Source organism: Thalassolituus maritimus, assembly GCF_900156675.1.
Taxonomy (GTDB): Bacteria; Pseudomonadota; Gammaproteobacteria; order Pseudomonadales; family Oceanobacteraceae; genus Thalassolituus; species Thalassolituus maritimus.
The window spans coordinates 155004-177566 of sequence record NZ_FTOH01000001.1 but is presented as its reverse complement, the minus strand read 5'-3'; the positions used below and the strand labels follow the sequence as shown (position 1 = coordinate 177566).

Here is a 22563-nt window from a genome sequence, read left to right as displayed (position 1 = left end):
CGTGCGGCCGGAATCACTCTGCTTAGCTTAGCAGCCAATGGTCAGGGACGGAAACCTTTAGCGACGATATACACTTCACGTGACCGCGCTCGTGATGCTTTAGGTTTACGAATCATTACCTTCGCAAACGACTGTTTCATATCAGCCAGGTAAGCATCGAAGCCTTCGCCCTGAAACACTTTGGCTACGAAACTGCCGTTTGGTTTCAACACTTGACGCGCCATATCCAGTGCCAGCTCTACAAGGTACATAGCGCCAGGCTGGTCAATAGACGACATACCACTCATATTGGGGGCCATATCCGAGATTACAAGGTCTACCGGTCGCCCATCGATCACATCGACTAATTGGTCGTAGACTTCTTCGGTCGTAAAGTCGCCCTGAATAAAGGTCACGTCTGCGATGGCATCCATTTCAAGTATGTCTGAGGCGATCACCAGCCCCTTCTCACCAACCCGTTTGGCGACCACCTGAGACCAGCCCCCTGGTGCAGAGCCGAGGTCGACCACCACAGATCCCGGACGTATCAACTTGTCTTTGTCATCCAGTTCAATCAGCTTGTAACTGGCCCGCGTACGATAGCCGTCCTGCTGTGCTTTCTGGACCCAGATATCATCAACGTGTTCTTTCAACCAGTCAGCACTGGATTTCGAGCGCGCCATAAGGCCATGTACTCCGTAATTTTACGTCTGCGAGGCACTCAGAGTGCAGTTATTCTCAAGCACCTGAGGTATACTTTGGCCATATTTTACACCCTAAAGTCGAGCGACCGAACCCTATGGCGTTAAGCAACGAACAGAAGAAGGCCTACAGATCTATTGGCCATACCCTGAATCCTATTGTCACTGTAGCTGGCAATGGCCTCACCGAAGGCGTCATGGAAGAGCTGAACCGTGCTCTGGATGATCACGAGCTGATAAAAATCAAAGTATCAGTGGGTGATCGCGAAGTTAAAAAAGCGGTTATCACTGAACTGGTGAAAAAGACCGGAGCAGAACTGGTACAGCAGATCGGTAATACCGCCCTGCTTCTGCGCAGAAACCCGAAAGCTAAGCCAGCTCTGTCGAACCTGCAGCGCTGAGCGCCGCAAATCAGGACAAGTTAACCACCGTGCCCGCGCAGAGGTTGGATACCGAGCCCGCAGCGGGGATAATGCAAAATAAAAAAGGTTAAGCAGCGATGTCGAACATTGTTATTTCAGGCTCAGGCCTCTTTATTCCGCCACACACTATCTCCAACGATGAACTGATCGAAGCGTATAACGCCTACGTCGAAAAGTTTAACGCCGACAACGCCGCTGCTATCGAAGCTGGCGATGTTGATGCCCTGCCATCATCCAGCAGTGAGTTCGTCGAGAAAGCTTCAGGCATAAAATCCCGCTACGTGATGTACAAAGAAGGCATGCTCGACCCTGAGCGTATGGCTCCGGTGTTCAAACCAGCACTGGCTGGTGATGAGCCTGAAACAGTGACCATGGCGATTGCTGCAGGCCGTGAAGCGATGGAACAGGCCAACAAAAAGCCTGAAGACATTGATCTGGTGATCATGGGTACGACCAATCACCAGCGCCCTTACCCATCCGCTGCGGTTGAAGTGCAACAGAAACTGGGAATTAAAGGCTTCGCCTACGACATGGGCATCGCTTGTTCGACCATGACGTTTGCCATGATCAATGCCTACGCGGCCTTGAAAGCAGGCACAGCTAAATGCGCACTGGTTGTGAATCCTGAGTTTGCCTCACCTCAGCTCAACCTGAAGTCCCGCGACAGCCACTTTATCTTCGGAGATGTTGCAACGGCGGTCGTGATGGAACTCGAAGATACCTGTACTGCCGATTATGCTTTCCGCGTACTCGACACAAAACAGATGACCACTTTCTCTGACAACATCCGCTGTGATGGCAACTACACCGATCACAACTTCAGTGGCGACCAGCTCCCAGAAGACCGTCCTTACTTCCGCCAGAATGGCCGTAAAGTCTTCAAAGAGTTACTGCCCCTGGTCACCGGCTTCATCACAGAGCAGCTCGGTGAGAACCACCTTGAGGCCAGCGACCTCAAGCGCATGTGGCTACACCAGGCTAACCTGACGATGAATATGTTTGCCGCTAAGAAGCTACTTGGGCGTGAACCTGAAGCGAACGAAACTCCCATTGTTCTTGATGAATTTGCAAACACAGCGTCTGCCGGCTCTCTGATCGCTTTCCACCGCCACAAAGATGGTTTCGAAAGCGGCGAGAAAGGCCTGATCTGCTCATTTGGTGCGGGTTACTCGGTCGGCAGCCTGTTAGTCGAGAAAATATAACCGTCTGACAGTTCCGCTCTCTTAAGCCGCACATGTGTTTCACAGTGCGGCTTTTTGTTTGGCTGACCTTTTCCCATACGACAAAGGCGACGTTAGCACTAAGCCGCTGATAAATATCGGATAATCTGACAAAATGAACGCTTGTCTAAACCAAGGTAAGATTCATGGGTCAGATTATCCAGACCGAAATGACCGAGCTGGTTACCCCCGGCATGGCCAACTTCTCCGGCAACATGCACGGCGGAGAATTACTTAAACTTCTCGATAAAGTCGCATACACCTGCGCAATGAGATACAGCGGCCACTATGCCGTCACCCTTTCTGTAGATAATGTTCTGTTTAAGCAACCCATTCATATTGGCGAGCTGGTCACCTGCCTGGCAACAGTCAACTACGTTGGCCGCACTTCCATGGAGATCGGCATCAAAGTGATCGCCGAGGACATTAAACTCAAGACGGTACGTCATACGCACACCTGTTATTTCAACATGGTAGCGATGGACGAAAACAACAAGCCAACGCCCCTGCCACCGCTTGAGCTGAAAGATGACGTTCAGGTCAGACGCTACAACAAAGCAATGAAGCGACGTGAAGCCGGCAAACGCTTACAGAAAATGATGAAAGCCATTGAAGCGGATGATGGTTCCGATGAGCTGGGCGTAGATCTGGTTAGCTGTCCTTAAACCCAGCGTCGCGTCAAAGAAAACAGGTCAGGCCCCTCAGGTCTGATCTGCCATAAAACGGCTGATCAGCTCGCGCCAGATAGACTTACCCAGATCATCAAAGTCCGCCATGGTAGCGACCATTTCACTACGCGCCTGCTGATCTACAATCTCCTCTGGAAGAAGTGGATCATAAGCAATATCGCGAAGGACCCTGTCACCAATCAAGAAGCACTCCCGTGCAGCAACATCCAGCGGCTTGTCCTCAAATGAAGACCGCCAGTTAAGCATCTCTTCCGTATTGTCGCGATAGCGGGCATTAATCTCTGCAATCGGCCAGAGTGCTTCCGGTGAAGGCCCAGACTCCTGACTAAAACCCTCAGCACGAAATACACATGCCTCAGATTCAAGCCCGAGATGGAACAGCTGCTCAGTCAAATCCGCTAAAGAAGCCTGCAAGTTATCAGGACGGATCAACAACCCCTGATAGAACTCACTGAAACCCAACATTGCCGTTGCCCTCTGACGCTGGCGCAGCATTTTTCGGTCGCGCCGTCCCAGGTGCGCCGTATAAATAGCGATCCATTGTCCTTCCCACGGACGGACTTTGTCTTCTGTAAGACGCCAGGCACTCTGGCGCTCAGCGAGATGCCGTGCTGCAGAGCCGAGCACATATACACCACGTTCAGTCAGATCCAACAGATCCTGACGCGTGAGACGATTCAGGGTCACCCGGACATTATTCGCCTCAACAGAAAATAACTCGGCCATACGTACCATCACCTGCGCAGAGATGGGCTGTTGAGCCTCTTTAACGAGATTCAGAATTAGTTTCTTTGCGGGGTACGGACAATCGGAGTCAGGCATAAGGGGTTCTTATCTTGTTGTAATCACATACTAACATATCAGCCTGAAAGGAATAATTACTTGAATCGACACATTGATTCATATATTGTAATTTTAAGAATAATATAAGACCTCCGGTACCAATAATGAAAGATGACAGAGATCTATTTGAAACTGGCCTGCTTAGAGAATCTGCCCGACAGCGACTAAATGATATTCTCGGCGAAGACACCATCCGGCGACTCCAGCAGCGCTCCGATTTCCAGGGCGCCATCGGAGTCGCTAAATGCTGGTTCGCTATCTTCCTATTGCTGGGCCTCTCATGGTTAGCCATGGATATATTGAATTACTGGTCCATCCCCCTGGTTGCGCTGTGCCTCTTATTTTTGGGTGGACGTATACTGGCCCTGGCCATCCTCACTCACGAGGGTGCCCACCGGACTCTATTCGCCAACAGCAAGCTGAATGACACAGTAACTCATTGGCTGTGTGCTGCCCCTGTCTATCTCGACCTGCTCAAGTACCGGCATCATCATGCCCAACATCACATACATACCGGGACCGACAAGGATGTTGATCTACCATTGATTGAAGGATTTCCCACAACACGAAGGTCTCTGCTGCGCAAATTTATCCGTGACCTGACTGGTCAGACAGGGCTGAAGTCCGTTATCGGGCTAGCGATGATGAATGCCGAATTAATTCGCTGGAATGTTGCCGGCGTGGTAGAGAAGCTGAATCGGGACGATTGGGGAACACTAAAGCACTTTCGCGCTTTTTTCGTAAACAGCCGACGTACGCTGATATTCCATACGGCATTCTTCGCCATTGCATTCAGCCTGAGCCTGACAGAACTTTTTGCACTCTGGTGGGCTGCGTATCTTTTTACTTACCCATTCTGTATCCGGGTACGAGCGATTGCTGAGCACGCGGTAACAGAGCGCACTGGCGACATGTTGAAAAATACCCGCACTACACGTGCTGGTATCATGGCACGAGCCCTATTCGCACCATGCCATGTAAATTTTCATATTGAGCATCACGCACTGGTCTCTGTACCTTTCTGGCAGCTACCCGAACTGCACAGGCTAATGCAAAACCATAACATTACTCCGCCTCCTCCCAACTACTGGCAGGTACTCAAAATGGCCTCATCGGCGGGCTGATCCTGCCCCCGACACATTCGTAGCCCCAAAAAAGAGCCCCAAAAAAGAGCCCCAAAAAAGAGCCCCAAAAAAAGAGCCCGCTTTCGCGGGCTCTTTTTTTAAATGACAACACAGGAAGTCGACGTCATACGTGCTTCACTTCGTCAATTTCATATTCAACCGTACCACTAGGGATATTCACCACGACAGTGTCCCCTTCTTCCTTACCAATCAGTGCACGAGCAATCGGCGAGGATACAGAAATACGGTTATTTTTGATGTCCGCTTCGTCATCACCTACGATCCGGTATTCCACTTCCTCGTCGGTCTCGACATTGATGATAGTTACCGTCGTACCAAACAGCACTTTGCCACTGTGCGGGATTGATTTGATATCAATCACTTGAGCATTCGACAGCTTACCCTCAATGTCCTGAATACGGCCTTCGATAAAACCCTGCTGCTCTCGCGCTGCATGATATTCTGCATTTTCTTTCAGGTCGCCGTGCTCACGCGCATCTGCAATGTCCTGAATTACCCGAGGACGCTCAACCGTTTTTAGCTGCTGCAGTTCTTCACGCAGTGCTTTTTCACCTTCGACAGTCATAGGATACTTTTGCATCGTATTTTGACTCCCTTGTTATAGAAGACGCCCGAAGTCATTTACTTCGGGCATCTGGATATTATTTTTAATGTCGTTATGTCATTCGCGATATCGGAATAGCACGCTTCGACTGAATTAAATCGAAGCGTGTAACTCCTGCAGACGGCGAACTTCTTTCAGACCTTCTGAGCGCAGAGCTTCAACAACGGCTTCTGCACCTGCCAGTGTGGTGGTGTAGTAAACTTTGTGCTGCAACGCGCTGCGACGGATGTCAGCAGAATCAACAATCGCCTGTGGGCCATCCGTCGTGTTAACGATCAGAGCGATTTCATCGTTCTTAATCATATCGACAATGTGCGGACGACCTTCGTTCACCTTGTTAACGCGTGCGCTTTCGACACCCGCTTCACGAAGAACGCGACAGGTACCATCGGTAGAAATTACCTTGAAGCCACAAGCGATCAGGCCTTTTGCCACTTCGACAACGCCTTCTTTGTCCGCGTCACGAACTGACAGAAACGCCAGACCTTCATTCGGCAAGAATGCGCCAGCACCCAACTGAGCCTTGAAGAAAGCTTCGCCAAAGGTGCTGCCTGCACCCATCACTTCACCGGTCGATTTCATTTCAGGGCCAAGAATCGGATCGACACCCTGGAATTTATTGAACGGGAAGACCGCTTCTTTTACTGAGAAGTAAGACGGTACAATTTCGCTGGTGAAACCAAGCTCGGCCAGTGTTTTTCCTGCCATCACTTTGGCTGCAATCGCTGCCAGTGAAATACCGATACACTTAGACACGAACGGAACCGTACGGGAGGCACGAGGGTTCACCTCAATCACGTAGATTTCGCCATCCTGATACGCGAGCTGAGTGTTCATCAGACCGACAACACCAAGCTCCATCGCCATTGCCGCAACCTGTTCGCGCATTTTGTCCTGCACGTCTTTCGCCAGGCTGTATGGAGGCAATGAACATGCTGAGTCACCAGAGTGAATACCAGCCTGCTCAATGTGCTGCATGATGCCGCCAATAACAACCTGCTCACCATCACATACGGCATCAATATCGACTTCGATCGCACGGTCGAGGAAGTGATCCAGCAATACCGGCGAGTCGTTAGACACTTTAACGGCTTCGGTCATGTAGCGACGCAGCGCTTTCTCGTTGTTCACGATTTCCATCGCACGGCCACCCAGTACGTAGGATGGACGAACGACCAGCGGATAGCCGATCTCAGTCGCCTTGGCGATCGCTTCTTCCGTAGAAGTCACGGTCGCGTTGACTGGCTGCTTCAGACCCAGACGCTGGATCATCTGCTGGAAACGCTCACGGTCTTCAGCGCGGTCAATCGCTTCTGGTGACGTACCGATAATCGGTACACCGGATGCTTCCAGCTCGTCAGCCAGTTTCAGCGGTGTCTGGCCACCGTACTGAACGATAACGCCTTTCGGCTTCTCTTTAGCAACGATTTCCAGAACATCTTCCAGAGTCACCGGCTCGAAGTAGAGGCGATCTGACGTGTCGTAGTCAGTAGATACTGTCTCTGGGTTACAGTTGACCATGATGGCTTCGAAACCTTCTTCTTTCGACGCCAGTGCCGCGTGTACACAGCAGTAGTCAAACTCAATACCCTGACCAATACGGTTAGGACCACCACCCAGAACGATGATTTTTTCACGATCTGACGGATTCGCTTCACACTCTTCTTCGTACGTGGAGTACATGTACGCAGTGTCCGTTGCAAATTCTGCCGCACAGGTATCCACACGCTTGTACACCGGATGGATATTCAGCTTGTGACGGTGCTTACGGACTGTCTTTTCAGTGACACCCAGCAGTTGTGCCAGACGCGCATCGGAGAAACCTTTACGCTTCAGGCGGAACATGCGGTCGCCATTCAGCGCCTGCAGGCTGCTCTGAGCCACAGCTTCTTCTTCTTTGATCAGATCTTCAATCTGCACCAGGAACCAAGGGTCAATCGCAGAGTGCTCGTACACTTCTTCAACCGACATACCCAGTCGGAAAGCATCACCCACGTACCAGATACGCTCAGACGCTGGCGTACGCAGTTCAGAAATAACTTTGTCGCGGGACATTGGGTCTTTCAGGTCGACCATTGGGTCGAAACCAACAGAACCCACTTCCAGACCACGCAGGGCTTTCTGCAGAGACTCCTGCTGAGTACGACCAATCGCCATCACCTCACCCACAGACTTCATCTGAGTCGTCAGACGACCATCCGCCTGTGGGAATTTCTCGAAGGTGAAGCGAGGAATCTTAGTCACGACATAGTCAATCGATGGCTCAAACGACGCCGGCGTTGCACCCCCCGTGATGTCGTTCTGCAACTCGTCTAGCGTATAACCGACAGCCAGCTTGGCAGCCACTTTAGCAATCGGGAAACCAGTCGCTTTAGATGCCAACGCCGAAGAACGAGATACACGTGGGTTCATCTCGATCACGACCATACGGCCATCTTTCGGGTTGATACCGAACTGAACGTTAGAACCGCCGGTTTCTACACCGATCTCACGCAGTACCGCCAGAGAGGCGTCACGCATGATCTGATATTCTTTATCGCTCAGCGTCTGTGCTGGCGCGACAGTGATAGAATCACCTGTGTGAACACCCATCGCGTCAAAGTTTTCGATAGAACAGATGATGATGCAGTTGTCGTTTTTGTCACGAACCACTTCCATCTCATATTCTTTCCAACCGATCAGAGATTCATCAATCAGCAGTTCGTTAGTCGGAGACAGGTCCAGACCACGAGTACAGATTTCTTCGAACTCTTCTTTGTTGTACGCGATACCACCACCGGTACCACCCATGGTGAACGATGGACGGATGATGCATGGGAAGCCCAGTGTTTTCTGAACTTCACGCGCTTCTTCGATGCTGTGCGCGATACCGGCACGTGGACACTCAAGGCCAATTGCCTTCATAGCCTTGTCGAAGCGATCACGGTCTTCCGCTTTGTCGATGGTGTCTGCGTTCGCACCGATCATTTCTACGCCGAACTTCTCTAGTACGCCTGCAGATTCCAGACCCAGAGCGCAGTTCAGTGCAGTCTGACCACCCATGGTTGGCAGCAGTACGTCAGGACGTTCTTTTTCAATGATTTTAGCGACGGCTTCGACAGTAATAGGCTCAATGTAGGTCGCGTCGGCCATCGACGGATCGGTCATAATGGTGGCCGGGTTAGAGTTCACCAGAATAACCCGGTAACCCTCTTCACGCAGTGCTTTACAAGCCTGTGCACCTGAGTAGTCGAACTCACAGGCCTGACCGATAACGATCGGACCAGCACCGATAATCAGAATACTTTGTATGTCTGTACGTTTTGGCATGTCTCGGTATTTCCTGTTTCTGTTACTTCGCAGCCTGGGCAGCTTCAATCAATTCAATAAAGTGGTCGAACAGTGGCGCAACGTCTTTTGGACCTGGGCTCGCTTCAGGGTGACCCTGGAAGCTGAAGGCCGGACGATCCGTCAACGCGATACCCTGCAGAGTGCCGTCGAACAGCGACTTGTGCGTCGCCTTCACGTTCGCAGGAAGTGACGCTTCAGTCACAGCAAAACCGTGGTTCTGAGCAGTGATCATCACGCGACCCGTCTCGATGTCCTGAACCGGGTGGTTACCACCGTGGTGACCATGAGGCATTTTTTCAGTCTGGGCGCCGGACGCCAGAGCCAGCAACTGATGCCCGAGGCAGATACCAAATACAGGGATTTTGGTTTCAAGGATTTCTTTAATTGCGCTGATGGCGTAATCACATGGCTCCGGGTCACCCGGGCCATTCGACAGGAAAATACCGTCGGGATTCATCGCCAACACTTCAGAGGCTGGTGTTTGCGCCGGTACGACGGTCAGATCACAACCACGCTCCGCTAATAAACGCAGGATGTTGCGTTTCACACCGTAGTCGTATGCCACGACTTTGAACTTAGGGTCACTGACCTGGCCGTAGCCCTGTCCCAGCGTCCAGTCTGTCTCTGTCCACTTATAAGACTCGGAAACCGTCACTTCTTTCGCGAGGTCCATACCCTTCAGCCCCGGGAAGCCCTTGGCCGCTTCCAGCGCTTCGGCGACCGCAGCCTCAGAATGCGCATCTTCACGTGCAATCATACAACCGTTAAGGGAGCCCTTTTCACGCAGGATACGAGTCAGGCGACGGGTATCAATATCAGCGATACCGAGAACGTTATGCTCTTTAAGGTATACGTCCAATGCTTTCTGATTGCGGAAGCTTGATGCAATCAATGGCAGATCACGGATGATCAGGCCGGTAGCGTGGACGTCGTTTGACTCTTCATCTTCATCATTGGTGCCGTAGTTACCAATGTGAGGGTATGTCAGAGTAACCATCTGGCGGGCATAAGAAGGATCGGTAAGGATCTCCTGATAACCGGTCATGGAGGTGTTGAATACCACTTCTCCGACAGACAGACCTTCTGCACCAATGCTGGTACCTTTAAAGATGCTGCCGTCTTCAAGAGCTAGAATTGCTGGCGTAGACAAGACTCGTTCCCCGAAATTTTACGATAAAACTGGTAGAGTATGCGTCGTGCTGACGCCTGCCTGTCCTAGCGTGAGCCGTAAAAAAGCGGGATGGTGACTTTTCTGACTCCATCCCGCTTCCGGATCAATTCTGACAGTGCGTGACTGGCGTCCGCTGTACATACGTAAATTGCGCGGGATGATACAGAAATATTGACCGATTGTCCACGTGAGCTGATCCCACCAGACGTTGACGCCAGGACTTACAGACCTGATACAAACTAATACTATTGTATAAGTTTTGTTATTTACGTATTCCCTTTTTTATCAGCATTGCCCCATAATTATGTCCCATCAGGAAAATAACTACATACAGGGCCAGACCATGCATGGAGAAGCGCACGTCCGCCGCAGACTGAATCCTTCCAAGCGCAAACAACTACTGATGAAAGACGCTATTTCAGTATTTGCTCTTCGCGGTATCGGCCGGGCCGGGCACACTGAAATTGCTCAACGGGCCGGAGTCTCAGTTGCTACAGTTTTCAACTACTTTAACACCCGGGAAGCACTGGTAGATGAAGTACTGGACGAAGTCGAAAACTATCTGATCAATCTCTCTGTCAGCGCCGTTGATAAACCAGGCAGTGCTGCAGAGGTTCTGGATCATTGCATCACAACCATCATTCATGCCTGTAAGACCTATCCGGACTATTTCAAAATCTGGCTGGAGTGGAGTTCTTCCGTCCGCGAAGACACCTGGCCCCGTTATCTGAAATTTCAGAGCCAGATGATGTCCCTCATAGAGACACAAATAGAAAATGCCGTTAATGACGGGCGCCTGGCCCCTGGGCTGCCCGCTCATGATCGGGCCCGATGGGCCTTGGGCAATGCCCATATGCTTGTAATGATGGTTTTCAGCCCTGACGCAGAAGATGAATCTTCCATCCGCGAACTCATATCAAGAGGCTTCAGCCACACACTTGGCATAAGCCCTGCCTGACCCCTAGGGTTATAACGCGCCACACAGGTGGCGTGTTCTCCGCTTGCGGCCCAGAACAACCTTACATAGCATGACCTCTCGGGGTTAACCTACTAAAAAATTATCACAACAAGAGACTCATACCGTGAAACGCGCAATGTTTTCCTGTGCGGCGGCCGCTGCATTGCTACTAGCCATACCTTTCAGTGCACACGCTGAACCACAAGTCACAGAAATCGATGATTCCATCCCATGGGAAGTCACGTCCTCAGGCGATGAGGTGGGCGAAGTTTCGACCTGGCGCCGGGCAATCCCCGGAGCAGACGTAAAACAGTTTCGCGGTGAAGTGATTCTTAACGAGCCCGCGCTGAATATTCTGCTGACCATCGATACACCGGAAGACCTGCACAAGTGGGTCTACTTCTGTCGCGACAGCGCGGCTGTCCCGCCGGAATACAGCTACATGGAATACAAGGGCGTATGGCCCGTCGCTGCCCGCTACGTAACGATCAAAAGCAAATCATGGATCGAGAACGACGTGATTTACATCAGCAGCCGCAACATCGACGATATCGGCCCTGAGCATGACAACATGGTCAAAATTCGCGAATTCTCGAACCTGTTCGAAATCACACCACTCAGTGAAGACATGACCAAAGTACGCTTCACAACGTTCGTTGACCTCGCTGGGCGACTGCCTTCATGGCTGGCAAACGCCGTATCCAGCCGCGCTCCCTACGTTACACTGAGCGGCATGCGTGACCTGTTGGAAGAAGGCGACCGCGATTTCAGTGACGCAACTCCAGACGACCTGTCGAGTGTTGCCAAAGATAAAGAAGGTCTGAAAGCGCTACTCGCCAAGATCGACGAACTGGACGACAGTGATCCGCTCGATCCAAACGATGACTGATCCTGATCACCAGATATAAGAAAGGCCGCAATCGCGGCCTTTTTTGTGTTTGGCAAACGTCAGCAAGGAAGCGGAATGTATAGGTAATACATGAGCATTCCGCGCTGACTTGGGGAAACTGATACTTCCCTCTGGGTTCCTGAGCGACGCTGAAACAAGGCAAAAACTGATGAGGAAGCGGAGTGTACTAGTAGTACATGAGCATTCCGAGGAAGTTTTTAACGCAGTATCAGCGAGCTCAGCACGCAGAAATTAAAAGCCCAGGACGTCTTGCATGTCATATAGCCCCGCTGGCTGTTCAGTCAGCCACTTAGCCGCACGCACAGCACCTTTAGCAAAGGTCATACGGCTCTGCGCTTTATGAGTCACCTCAACACGCTCGCCTTCGGTTGCGAACATCACTGTGTGATCACCAACGACGTCGCCGCCTCGAATGGTTTCAAAACCGATCTGCTTGTGCGGGCGAGCACCCGTCTGGCCTTCACGGCCGTAGCAAGCCACTTCGTTCAGATCCCAGCCCATGGTTTCAGCAACGACTTCGCCCATGCGCAGTGCGGTACCTGATGGCGCATCGACTTTGTGACGGTGGTGCATCTCGATCACTTCGATATCACTGTCTTCACCCATCACCTTAGCTGCCATGCGCAGCAGGTTCAGACACAGGTTCACACCCACTGAGTAGTTCGGCGCAAATACGATACGGGTATCTGCCGCAGCGGCTTTCAACTTGGACTTCTGCTCATCGGTCAGTCCTGTCGTGCCAATCACAATACCTTTGCCATGCTTCTGGCACAGTTCGACATTCGCCATGGTCGACTCTGGTGATGTGAAATCGATCAATACGTCGAAGTGCGGGATTGCTTCTTCGACCGAAGTGACAGCCTTCACGTTCAGGGTCATGGCCAGACCAGCGATAGCGCCGGCATCAACACCCACCATAGGGTCGTTCTCAAGAACAATCGCACCTGCAACTTCGGCGGTTTCATCATTATGGACGGCTTCAATCAGCACGCGCCCCATACGGCCGGCAGCACCGGTGATAGCAATTCGGGTCATTATTCTTCTGCTTTGTAGATAGGATAAATAGATAGCCCAAGGATACCGAAGGCACAGAGTAAGGAAAAGCGCGGGAAAGGCCAGAGTGTCGCGCATGGGATACGTCCCTACAGCCTAAACGCCATTGGGTTAGCAAACATCAGCCCTAGGGCGAGACTGGTTCGCGCATATGATGCGCTACTACAAACTGTATAGAGGCAACCTCATCGAAGCTCCAGACCGTCGGCGAAGAAGTCAGTACAAGGCAAAAGAGGCCCGGAAACGCGCAGTGTATAAGTCATACATGAGCATTTCCGGGCCTCTCAGTTAACAAAGGTATCCGCTTATGAATTGATAGCGTTAACGAGGCAGGTGGAGCAAGGCAAATTCGATCGAGAGCGCGGAGCGTACTTTAGTACGTGAGCACTCGCAGATCGGATTTAACAAAGCTCCGGCAACGCAGTTAGCTATCAAATGTCTTCGAAGAAGCGTTTCACACCCTCAAACCACGATTTTTTCTGCGGCGAATGCTTTTCTCCTGTCAGCGACTCCTGAAACTTCATCAGCAGATCTTTCTGCTCATTCGTCAGGTTCACTGGCGTTTCTACCTGCACACGGCAGAGGAGATCACCGGCGGTACCACCACGCACTGGCGTTACGCCTTTCCCACGCAAGCGAAAGAGTTTGCCTGACTGAGTCTCGGCTGGGATCTTCAGCTTCACGCGACCATCAAGAGTCGGTACTTCAAGCTCGCCACCCAGTGCTGCGTCAACGATGCTGATTGGCACATCACAGTACAGGTTACGGCCATCACGATGGAACAACTCATGCTCTTTCACCGACACCTGAACGTACAGGTCACCGGCTGGCCCACCCATGGCACCGGCTTCACCTTCGCCTGACAGACGAATACGATCACCTGTATCGACGCCCGGTGGAATTTTCACTGAAAGCGTTTTGGTTTCTTCTTTCACACCGCGACCGTGACAGCTGTTGCACGGATCTTCGATCATGGTGCCCTGACCACGGCAGGTCGGACAAGTCTGCTGAACGGAGAAGAAACCCTGCTGCATACGCACCTGACCCGCACCACCGCAGGTACCACAGGTCTTAGGTGACGTACCTGGCTTGGCTCCTGAGCCATCACAGGTTTCACAGCTTGTCAGGGTGGGTACACGGATTTTCTTCTCGATACCGCGTACGGCTTCTTCGAGAGAAAGCTCCATGGTGTAACGCAGATCAGAACCACGCTGTGGTCCACCGCGACCGCCCCGGCCACCGCCGCCACCAAAGATATCACCGAACACATCGCCAAAGATGTCGCTGAAGTTAGCACCGCCGCCACCGAAACCACCGCCACCGGCGTTCGGGTCGACACCTGCGTGACCATACTGGTCGTACGCGGCACGCTTCTGTTGGTCACCCAGAATTTCGTAGGCTTCAGTCGCTTCCTTAAACTTAGCGTCTGCATCTTTATCATCCGGGTTACGGTCCGGATGGTACTTCATCGCCAGTTTACGGTAAGCCTTCTTCAGCTCCTTCGCGTCGACATCCCGGCTGACACCGAGAACTTCGTAATAATCCCGCTTGGACATGATTCACCTGTTAATTAAAACCGCTTCGCAGCTCCGCTACGAAGTAAAACGCGGCAAACTGGTTGCCGCGTCCACTTATTCTGCCAAGTTGAACCGAAAGCTAAGGTCTTCCGGTTCAGCTGAGCGTCACCGAGGCCGCAGGGCCAAGGCGGATTTTATTGAGGGAGCGCAGTGTACAAGCAGTACATGAGCATCCCGAAATAAAATCCAACACAGGCCCTGCAACGCAGGTAGCTCAGACCTTACTTGTCTTTAACTTCTTCGAACTCAGCATCAACTACATCGTCATCTTGAGCGCTGCTGTCCGCCTGCTCTGCACCACCGGCTGCTTCCGCCTGTGCTGCCTGCTCTGCGTAAAGCTTCTGCGCCAGAGATGAAGACGCTTCTGTCAGAGCATTGGTTTTGGCTTCGATGTTGTCTTTGTCGTCGCCTTTCAGTGCTTCTTCCAGGTCAGCGATGGCTGCTTCGATGGCTGATTTCTCATCATCGGTCGCTTTATCGCCGGCTTCTTCCAGTGTCTTACGAGTCGCGTGGATCAGACCATCCGCTGTGTTGCGAACCTGAACCATTTCTTCGAACTTCTTATCCGCTTCAGCGTTTGCTTCCGCGTCAGACACCATCTTCTCGATCTCTTCGTCGCTCAGACCCGAGTTCGCTTTAATCACGATGGACTGCTCTTTGCCAGTCGCCTTGTCTTTCGCGCTAACGTTCAGAATACCGTTGGCGTCGATGTCGAAGGTCACTTCAATCTGTGGCATACCACGTGCTGCTGGCGGAATGTCTGCCAGGTCGAAACGACCCAGTGACTTGTTCTGAGCAGCCTGCTTACGCTCACCCTGTACCACGTGAATGGTTACCGCGGTCTGGTTGTCTTCTGCGGTTGAGAATACCTGCGACTTCTTAGTAGGAATCGTGGTGTTTTTCTCAATCACCGGCGTGGCTACGCCACCCATGGTTTCAATACCCAGTGTCAGTGGTGTTACGTCGAGCAGCAGTACGTCTTTCACGTCGCCAGACAGTACCGCACCCTGAATCGATGCACCGACAGCAACTGCTTCATCCGGGTTAACATCCTTACGTGGTTCTTTGCCGAAGAACTCAGAAACCGCCTTCTGAACCATTGGCATACGAGTCTGACCACCGACCAGGATCACTTCGTCGATTTCTGACGCACTCAGATCAGCATCCGCCAGTGCAGTGCGGCAAGGCTCGAGTGAACGCTTAACCAGCTCTTCTACCAGAGACTCCAGCTTAGCGCGGGTCACTTTGACGTTAAGGTGCTTAGGACCAGACGCATCTGCTGTGATGTACGGCAGGTTTACGTCAGTCTGCTGGCTTGAAGACAGCTCAACTTTCGCTTTTTCTGCGGCTTCTTTCAGACGCTGCAGGGCCAGCGGATCGTTGTGCAGGTCGATGCCGCTTTCTTTCTTGAATTCATCTGCCAGGTATTCGATCAAACGCAGGTCAAAGTCTTCACCACCGAGGAAGGTGTCACCATTGGTCGCCAGAACTTCAAACTGCTTCTCGCCGTCTACGTCCGCAACTTCGATGATAGAGATATCGAATGTACCACCACCCAGGTCGTATACCGCGATAGTACGGTCACCCGCCTGCTTGTCGATACCGTACGCCAGTGCCGCTGCAGTTGGCTCGTTAATAATACGCTTAACTTCAAGGCCCGCGATCTTACCGGCGTCTTTGGTTGCCTGACGCTGAGAATCGTTGAAGTATGCTGGTACAGTGATCACCGCTTCAGTTACTGGCTCACCCAGGTAATCTTCTGCAGTTTTCTTCATTTTCTTCAGAACTTCTGCAGATACCTGTGGTGGCGCAAACTTTTCGCCTTTCACTTCAACCCACGCATCACCGTTGCCCGCTTCGATGATTTTGTAAGGCACCATTTTGATGTCTTTCTGAACGACGTCGTCTTTGAAGCGACGACCGATCAGACGCTTAACTGCGAACAGCGTGTTCTGTGGATTAGTAACAGCCTGACGTTTTGCAGACTGACCAACCAGAGTCTCGTCGTCGGTATAAGCGATGATAGAAGGGGTTGTACGATCACCTTCGGCGTTCTCAATAACACGCGCCTTGTCACCGTCCATAATCGCAACACATGAGTTAGTGGTGCCGAGGTCGATACCAATAATTTTACCCATAATTGAATCTCCAATTTGCCGCCTGCTGCGGCTATCTGAAACTTTGTAAAAACAGCGTTATCTGTCGTTGTTAGCTATATAAGGTCACGTTTTTTGCTTTCAAGACCTTAATCCATACTTTTTATCAGGCATTCTCGTCGATCTGAGCGGCGCCTTTGCTGACCATCACCATCGCTGGGCGTAACAGACGGCCATTCAGGGTGTAGCCCTTCTGCATCACGGCCATGACTGTGTTTGGCGCCAGCTCTGCATTTTCGACCATGCTCATTGCCTGATGTAGCTCTGGGTTGAAAGGCTCGCCTTCCGGGTTTACCTGTTCAACTTTGAAGCGTTCAAGCGAACTGATTAAGCCGGAAAGGGTCATTTCCATACCTTCACGGATCGCTTTGGTCGCCTCTTCTTCCGGCGCAGCAGCCAGACCGCGCTCCAGATTATCGACAACGGTCAACATTTCGTTGGCGAACTTCTCGACAGCAAACTTGTGCGCTTTCTCAACGTCCTGCTCTGCACGACGGCGAACATTCTGCATTTCAGCCTGCACACGCAGTACCTGATCTTTGGCTTCTGCCACTTCCGCACGGGCAGCTTCCAGCTCAGCATCAGCCGGAGCTTCTGCCTCTACATCAGCGTCTTCGAGCGTTTCCTGTTCGGCAGTTTCTTCCAGAATTTCTTCCTGGGGTTTCTGTTCTTCAGACATCAGTCACCTCTGTCATCGGTCTTAATTCATATCGCTGTCGGCTATATGGGGCCAGCCGTTGTCAGTTCAACCCCTGTTTTCAATCCCTGATCATGGAAAACACCTTGACAGGAATCGACACTGTATATAAAAACACTGTATATACATTCAGATCAGAGGATGTCGTATGCTGACCTCACTGTCGATTCATCAGTTCGCCCTGATTGAGCATATGGAGCTCGATTTCTCTCAAGGCATGACGGTTATCACCGGTGAGACCGGCGCCGGCAAGTCTATTCTGCTGGGTGCACTGGGCCTGACACTGGGGCAACGTGCAGAAGCCGGAGCGGTACGACAGGGGCAGGATAAAGCCGATGTCGCGGCTACTTTCTCTACTAATACCGCCGCACTGGAGTGGCTCAGGCAGCATGAACTCCCTACCGACGACGATAACGTCATACTTCGTCGGGTCATTTCTGCAGAAGGTCGTTCGCGTGGTTATGTGAACGGCCGTCCGGTGTCTGCAGCCGACCTTCGTGATCTTGGGCAGCACCTCATCGGCATTCATTCACAACACGCGCATCAACGGTTGCTGGAAAAAGACGCCGCACGCGACATTCTCGATGCCTATGCAGGGCTAAACCCGCTCGCAGGGACGGTTCGCCGTGGATTTTCAGCCTGGAAAAAAGAAGAGAAGCGCTTACAGACACTGCGCGAATCCAGTAGCGAACTTCTGGCGCAAAGACAACTGCTTGAGTATCAGGTGAGTGAATTACGTGAACTGGACCTGAAAGAGGACGAACTTAGTGACCTAGAGCTCGAACAGAAGCGTTTGTCCGGTGCAGAGAACACTTTGATCTGTGGCCAGTCGGCCATGATTGTATGCAACGGCGGAGACTCCGGCGACGATGCTGCCAGCCAGATGATTCACCGGGCCCTGCAGGAAGTCGATAACATCAATGATACACATCCCCTGCTCGACGAAGTCCGGGACATGTTGAATCAGGCCCAGATTCAGCTGGACGAAGCGGCCAGCTCCCTGCAGCGGTATCTCGATAACATTGACATGAATCCACATCGCTTGCAGCAGATCGATGCTCGCCTGAGTGAACTGTACAGCATGGCGCGTAAACATCAGATCCACCCCGAGTCGCTTTATGCACACTGGCAGGAACAGGAAGCGGCATTGGAAGCAACGAGCCTGTCAGGTGATGACCTTGAAGCATTGGAAGAAGAAGTGGCCAACCTCAGAGCGACCTGTCTGAAAGACGCTCAGCAGCTGTCGGATAAGCGTCAGAAAGCGGCCAGCACACTGAGCAGCGCAGTAAGCAGTCACTTCGATTCTCTGGGCCTTGGCAAGGCCATCTTTACAACCCGCTGCGATGAGTTGTCTGAGGATGACCTGAATCCACACGGGCTGAACTTTGTTGGCTTTGAAGTGCAGACTAACCCTGGCATGCCCGCAGGCCCTCTGGCTAAAGTTGCTTCCGGTGGCGAACTCTCACGAATCAGCCTGGCGCTTCAGTTCGTCACCGCAGCAACGTCTCATACCCCATGCCTGATCTTCGATGAAGTCGATGTGGGTGTGGGCGGTGGCACTGCTGAACGTGTCGGGCGTCTGATGCGCGAGCTTGGCGGCCAGGCCCAGATTATGTGTGTGACCCACCAGCCTCAGGTGGCGGCACAGGCGCACAATCACTTTCAGGTGAGTAAAGTAAGTGGCGACACTGCTACCCATACCAGTATCCGCACGCTCAGTACCTCTCAGCGTAAAGAAGAGCTGGCGCGCATGCTGGGCGGCGTTGAAATCACCCAACAGACGCTGGCTCATGCGGGTGAAATGCTGGCCATGGCAGGTTCTTGAGTGTCCGGTTCATAACGGATCAATAGGTATAAGCAGATATAAAAAAGAGCCGCAATTGCGGCTCTTTTTGATCGTGCTTGCTAATAACAGCCTGACGTCACTTCTTGCGAACGTACAGTACCAGGCTGTGATCAACGAGATCGAAACCATGCTGTTCCGCGATTTCGTGCTGCAAGCGTTCGATCTGTTCGTTAGAGAACTCAATCACAGTGCCATCTTCGACGTTCACCATGTGATCGTGATGCTCTCCACGAGCAAGCTCGAATACAGAATGGCCGCCATCGAAGTTGTGACGCTCAACCAGCCCCGCACTTTCAAACTGAGTCAGTACACGATAAACAGTGGCAAGACCCACGTCTTCGCCCGCGTCGATCAATGAACGATACACATCTTCAGCACTCATGTGCGCTTCTGGGTTGCTCTCAAGAATGCTGAGAATTTTGACTCGGGGCAGCGTGACCTTCAGGCCCGCTTTACGAAGTTCCATGTTCTGTTCTGACACGGTATTCCTCTATCATTTCACAGTGGATGGGGTGATCAGGTATCATCCCGTCCATTCTTAATAACTAATGCCCGGATTTAACCCTGACTATGCGAGCTTTAATTCTGACTGGATTACTGGGTTTTGCAACCCTTTCCGGCTGTACCTTCCCAGGCGTCTACAAACTCAACGTTCAACAGGGCAATATCGTTACCCAGGACATGTTGGATCAGCTGGAGTCCGGTATGACTGAACGCCAGGTCATCTATCTGATGGGCAACCCTGTCGCGAGAAACCCATTTTCAGATCAGCGTTGGAACTACATCTACACCCTGGAAGTGAGAGATAAAATCACCAAACGCTATCAGGTCACACTGCACTTCGACGACGCCGCACTTTACAGCCACTACAGTGGTGAGCTGCCGCCCGAAGAGTTCAGCGAAGAAAACCAGACCAGCGAAGTGCCGCCTGAAGAGCGCAACCCGACTATCCCTAGCGTCGAAGAGTAATTACTCTTCGGCTTTTTTGGCCTTAGCAGCGCGGTTTGCTCGCGCCTGCTTAGGATCAATAATCAGGGGACGGTATATCTCTACCCGATCCCCTGCTTTCAGTATTTCACTGTCAGGCGAACGCACTGCCTTACCGAAAATTCCAAACTTGGCAGCACTCAGATCCAGCTCTGGAAATTCATCCACGATGCAGGATGCCTCAACAGCCTGAATCATGGTTGTGCCCGGCACGACATCAATCGCGATAATTTTTTGCTTATCAGGCAAGGCGTACGCCACCTCAACCTGAATTTTTTCGTCACTCATATATTTCCTTCGCGCGCTTAACAAACGCATCGACCATCATTCCGGCTACCTGCTTAAATAGGGCTCCCATGGCGGCTCCGGCAATGCGGCTGGCCATTTCAAACTCAAGCTCAAGCGTTACTTTGCAGGCCTCATCAGACAGCTTCTGAAAGTGCCAGGTACCGGTAAATTTGCTGAATGGCCCTTCAACCAGACTGATTTTCATCGTTTCCGGGCGATTGAGTTCATTACGCGTCGTAAAGCTCTGCTCAAAACCGGCTTTGGCGAGCGTTAGCCTGGCCTCGATAAAATCCTCAGACTCATCGATCACATGCGTCGATTCGCAGCCCTGAAGGAATTCAGGGTACCGACGCACGTCATTCACCAGGTCAAACATTTGCTCTGCGGTATGTAAAACAAGCGCGCTTCGCGATATTCGGGTCATCTGACTCAACCAACTGTTAATTCAATAGGGCACATCATTAAGGCCTCACAGAAGGCCATGATAAAACACGAATAATACCGCGAGCGGCGATACAACTCGAATCATAAAGCGCCAGAGAGTAAGCAGCCGCTCACTTTTCATACGTGCTTCATCTGCAATGGCTCTGCGGGTCATAAACCACCCGACAAACAGAGATATCAGCACACCGCCCACTGGCAGGAGGATGTTCGTCGTCAGGAAGTCGAGTACATCGAAGAAGGTTTTACCTTTCACTTCGTACTCAAGCCCACCTGTTGAGCCCAATGTTTCCTTTAAAACGGCGACATCCGCGTACAGTAAAAAGTCATCCTGCTGCACGTCACCTTCAGCATCGACTCCTGACACAGTAACGAAATACTGATGGTTCTCCCAGTGATTGAATGACATCACAGTACCCAACCCCATCATCCAAGCCAACGCGCAAACGGCGATCGTGGCACGACCACGGCTGAACCCTTTCTCTACTGCCCAGGCCACCGCAGGCTCTGCTAAAGAAATAGCCGAACTCCAGGCTGCAATTGCCACCAGCACAAAAAAGGTCGTACCAATAACAACACCGCCAGGCAACTGACCAAACGCAATAGGTAATGTCTGGAACATCAGTCCCGGACCCGCACCGGGTTCAAGACCATTTGAAAAAACGATCGGGAAGATCACCAGACCCGCGACCAGAGCTACCAGTGTATCGAGTGCGCCTACGGTAAGAATGGTTTTACCCAGTCTGGAGTTCGCCGGCATGTAGGCGCCGTAAGCCATGATGGCGCCCATGCCCAGCGACAGCGTAAAGAATGAGTGTCCAAGGGCAGTGATAATCGCTTCCTGAGTCAGCTTTTCAGGCTCAAAACGAAACAGGAAATCCCACCCCTGACTGAACCCTGGGGTAGTCAGGCTGTATCCCAGCAGCACCAGCAACATCACAAACAGAAGCGGCATCAACAAACGTAGAGACGTTTCCAGCCCACGGTGAACGCCTCGTGAAATGACAAATCCTACGAGAAAAAGAAACAGTGTGTGATAACCAATCAGAGTCGCCGGATCTGCCAGCAAACCACCAAACAAGGCGCCTGCATCTTCGGCGCTGATATCTACAAAGGTGCCAGTCACCATCGCCTGAGAGTAATAAAGCGTCCAGCCAGCGATGACACTATAAAACGACAGAATAAAGAAACCTGCGACCGCGCCCATCCAGCCGATGCCCGAGAAAAACTCTGGCGCTTTGTACTTGGTAGTCAGGCGATGCATCGTATTAATCGGGCTCATCCGGGCCTTACGCCCCAACAACACCTCGGCCATCATGACCGGGATACCTACCGACAGAATGCACAGCAGATACACCATCACGAATGCCCCACCCCCGTATTCACCGGTGATGTAAGGGAACTTCCAGATATTACCTAATCCTACAGCCGAACCCACGGCCGCAAGAATGAATGTCCAGCGACTAGCCCAGATACCATGCATACCGCGCTTATCTGACGTCATTACCATTATCCTTATTCTGCGAAGGGGCTATTGTCCGAAATT

21 protein-coding genes are annotated in these 22563 nt (G+C 51.8%); 8 read left to right on the top strand and 13 right to left on the bottom strand.

Annotation, left to right across the window (positions count from 1 at the left end):
* Positions 1-41: 41 nt before the first annotated feature.
* Positions 42-662, bottom strand: a complete 621-nt coding sequence (gene rlmE, locus BW941_RS00855; RefSeq protein ID WP_076513457.1) for a 23S rRNA (uridine(2552)-2'-O)-methyltransferase RlmE — start codon at positions 660-662, stop codon at positions 42-44.
* 116 nt (positions 663-778) lie between these two features.
* Here rlmE and yhbY point away from each other — a divergent pair, with 116 nt between their 5' ends.
* From yhbY to BW941_RS00840, 3 genes are all read left to right on the top strand, one after another.
* Positions 779-1081, top strand: a complete 303-nt coding sequence (gene yhbY, locus BW941_RS00850) for a ribosome assembly RNA-binding protein YhbY (RefSeq protein WP_068437937.1) — start codon at positions 779-781, stop codon at positions 1079-1081.
* 98 nt (positions 1082-1179) lie between these two features.
* Complete coding sequence (locus BW941_RS00845; protein ID WP_076513454.1) at positions 1180-2304, top strand: beta-ketoacyl-ACP synthase III; 1125 nt, start codon at positions 1180-1182, stop codon at positions 2302-2304.
* Between the two features lie 164 nt (positions 2305-2468).
* Positions 2469-2987: an acyl-CoA thioesterase gene (locus BW941_RS00840; RefSeq protein WP_068437929.1), complete on the top strand. Its 519-nt coding sequence runs from the start codon at positions 2469-2471 to the stop codon at positions 2985-2987.
* A 36-nt stretch (positions 2988-3023) separates the two neighbouring features.
* Here BW941_RS00840 and BW941_RS00835 read toward each other — a convergent pair whose 3' ends face one another.
* Entirely contained in the window at positions 3024-3833 is an 810-nt protein-coding gene (locus BW941_RS00835; RefSeq protein ID WP_084188467.1) for a PaaX family transcriptional regulator C-terminal domain-containing protein, read from the bottom strand.
* Positions 3834-3958: 125 nt separating this feature from the next.
* Here BW941_RS00835 and BW941_RS00830 point away from each other — a divergent pair, with 125 nt between their 5' ends.
* Positions 3959-4978 carry a fatty acid desaturase family protein gene (locus tag BW941_RS00830; RefSeq protein ID WP_076513452.1) on the top strand — a complete coding sequence of 340 codons (1020 nt, stop codon included), beginning with the start codon at positions 3959-3961 and terminating at the stop codon, positions 4976-4978.
* A 124-nt stretch (positions 4979-5102) separates the two neighbouring features.
* Here BW941_RS00830 and greA read toward each other — a convergent pair whose 3' ends face one another.
* From greA to carA, 3 genes are all read right to left on the bottom strand, one after another.
* The gene (greA, locus tag BW941_RS00825) at positions 5103-5579 is read right to left on the bottom strand and encodes a transcription elongation factor GreA (protein WP_068437926.1); all 477 of its coding nucleotides are present in this window, start codon (positions 5577-5579) and stop codon (positions 5103-5105) included.
* Between the two features lie 117 nt (positions 5580-5696).
* Complete coding sequence (gene carB, locus BW941_RS00820) at positions 5697-8912, bottom strand: carbamoyl-phosphate synthase large subunit (protein ID WP_076513449.1); 3216 nt, start codon at positions 8910-8912, stop codon at positions 5697-5699.
* A gap of 22 nt (positions 8913-8934) precedes the next feature.
* The gene (gene carA, locus BW941_RS00815) at positions 8935-10083 is read right to left on the bottom strand and encodes a glutamine-hydrolyzing carbamoyl-phosphate synthase small subunit (protein WP_076513447.1); all 1149 of its coding nucleotides are present in this window, start codon (positions 10081-10083) and stop codon (positions 8935-8937) included.
* 325 nt (positions 10084-10408) lie between these two features.
* Between carA and BW941_RS00810 the strand changes: the two genes are divergently transcribed.
* Both BW941_RS00810 and BW941_RS00805 read left to right on the top strand, forming a co-directional pair.
* Positions 10409-11062 carry a TetR/AcrR family transcriptional regulator gene (locus tag BW941_RS00810; protein ID WP_084188465.1) on the top strand — a complete coding sequence of 218 codons (654 nt, stop codon included), beginning with the start codon at positions 10409-10411 and terminating at the stop codon, positions 11060-11062.
* A gap of 124 nt (positions 11063-11186) precedes the next feature.
* Complete coding sequence (locus BW941_RS00805) at positions 11187-11951, top strand: SRPBCC family protein (protein ID WP_139325707.1); 765 nt, start codon at positions 11187-11189, stop codon at positions 11949-11951.
* Between the two features lie 252 nt (positions 11952-12203).
* Here BW941_RS00805 and dapB read toward each other — a convergent pair whose 3' ends face one another.
* The 4 genes from dapB to grpE form a co-directional block, all read right to left on the bottom strand.
* A complete protein-coding gene (dapB, locus tag BW941_RS00800) occupies positions 12204-13007 on the bottom strand; it encodes a 4-hydroxy-tetrahydrodipicolinate reductase (protein WP_076513442.1) in 804 nt (267 codons plus the stop codon).
* A 449-nt stretch (positions 13008-13456) separates the two neighbouring features.
* Entirely contained in the window at positions 13457-14581 is a 1125-nt protein-coding gene (dnaJ, locus tag BW941_RS00795; protein ID WP_076513440.1) for a molecular chaperone DnaJ, read from the bottom strand.
* Between the two features lie 242 nt (positions 14582-14823).
* Entirely contained in the window at positions 14824-16740 is a 1917-nt protein-coding gene (dnaK, locus tag BW941_RS00790) for a molecular chaperone DnaK (RefSeq protein ID WP_076513438.1), read from the bottom strand.
* A 124-nt stretch (positions 16741-16864) separates the two neighbouring features.
* A complete protein-coding gene (gene grpE, locus BW941_RS00785) occupies positions 16865-17437 on the bottom strand; it encodes a nucleotide exchange factor GrpE (RefSeq protein WP_076513436.1) in 573 nt (190 codons plus the stop codon).
* 166 nt (positions 17438-17603) lie between these two features.
* On the opposite strand from grpE, the gene recN reads away from it, so the two are divergent.
* Positions 17604-19280: a DNA repair protein RecN gene (gene recN, locus BW941_RS00780; RefSeq protein WP_076513433.1), complete on the top strand. Its 1677-nt coding sequence runs from the start codon at positions 17604-17606 to the stop codon at positions 19278-19280.
* 97 nt (positions 19281-19377) lie between these two features.
* Here the strand turns inward: recN and fur are convergent, their stop codons facing one another.
* Positions 19378-19782 carry a ferric iron uptake transcriptional regulator gene (gene fur / locus BW941_RS00775; RefSeq protein WP_217693554.1) on the bottom strand — a complete coding sequence of 135 codons (405 nt, stop codon included), beginning with the start codon at positions 19780-19782 and terminating at the stop codon, positions 19378-19380.
* An 89-nt stretch (positions 19783-19871) separates the two neighbouring features.
* Between fur and BW941_RS00770 the strand changes: the two genes are divergently transcribed.
* Positions 19872-20270, top strand: coding sequence for an outer membrane protein assembly factor BamE (locus BW941_RS00770; RefSeq protein ID WP_076513428.1), 399 nt, complete (start codon positions 19872-19874; stop codon positions 20268-20270).
* On the opposite strand, the gene BW941_RS00765 is transcribed toward BW941_RS00770, so the two are convergent.
* From BW941_RS00765 to BW941_RS00755, 3 genes are read right to left on the bottom strand one after another with little or no spacing between them, the layout of a single operon-like run.
* Complete coding sequence (locus BW941_RS00765; protein WP_076513426.1) at positions 20271-20576, bottom strand: RnfH family protein; 306 nt, start codon at positions 20574-20576, stop codon at positions 20271-20273.
* Positions 20569-21000, bottom strand: a complete 432-nt coding sequence (locus tag BW941_RS00760; RefSeq protein WP_068435363.1) for a type II toxin-antitoxin system RatA family toxin — start codon at positions 20998-21000, stop codon at positions 20569-20571. The genes BW941_RS00765 and BW941_RS00760 overlap by 8 nt, the downstream gene beginning before the upstream one ends.
* A 45-nt stretch (positions 21001-21045) precedes the next feature.
* Complete coding sequence (locus BW941_RS00755; protein WP_076514173.1) at positions 21046-22521, bottom strand: sodium-dependent transporter; 1476 nt, start codon at positions 22519-22521, stop codon at positions 21046-21048.
* Between the last annotated feature and the right edge of the window lie 42 nt (positions 22522-22563).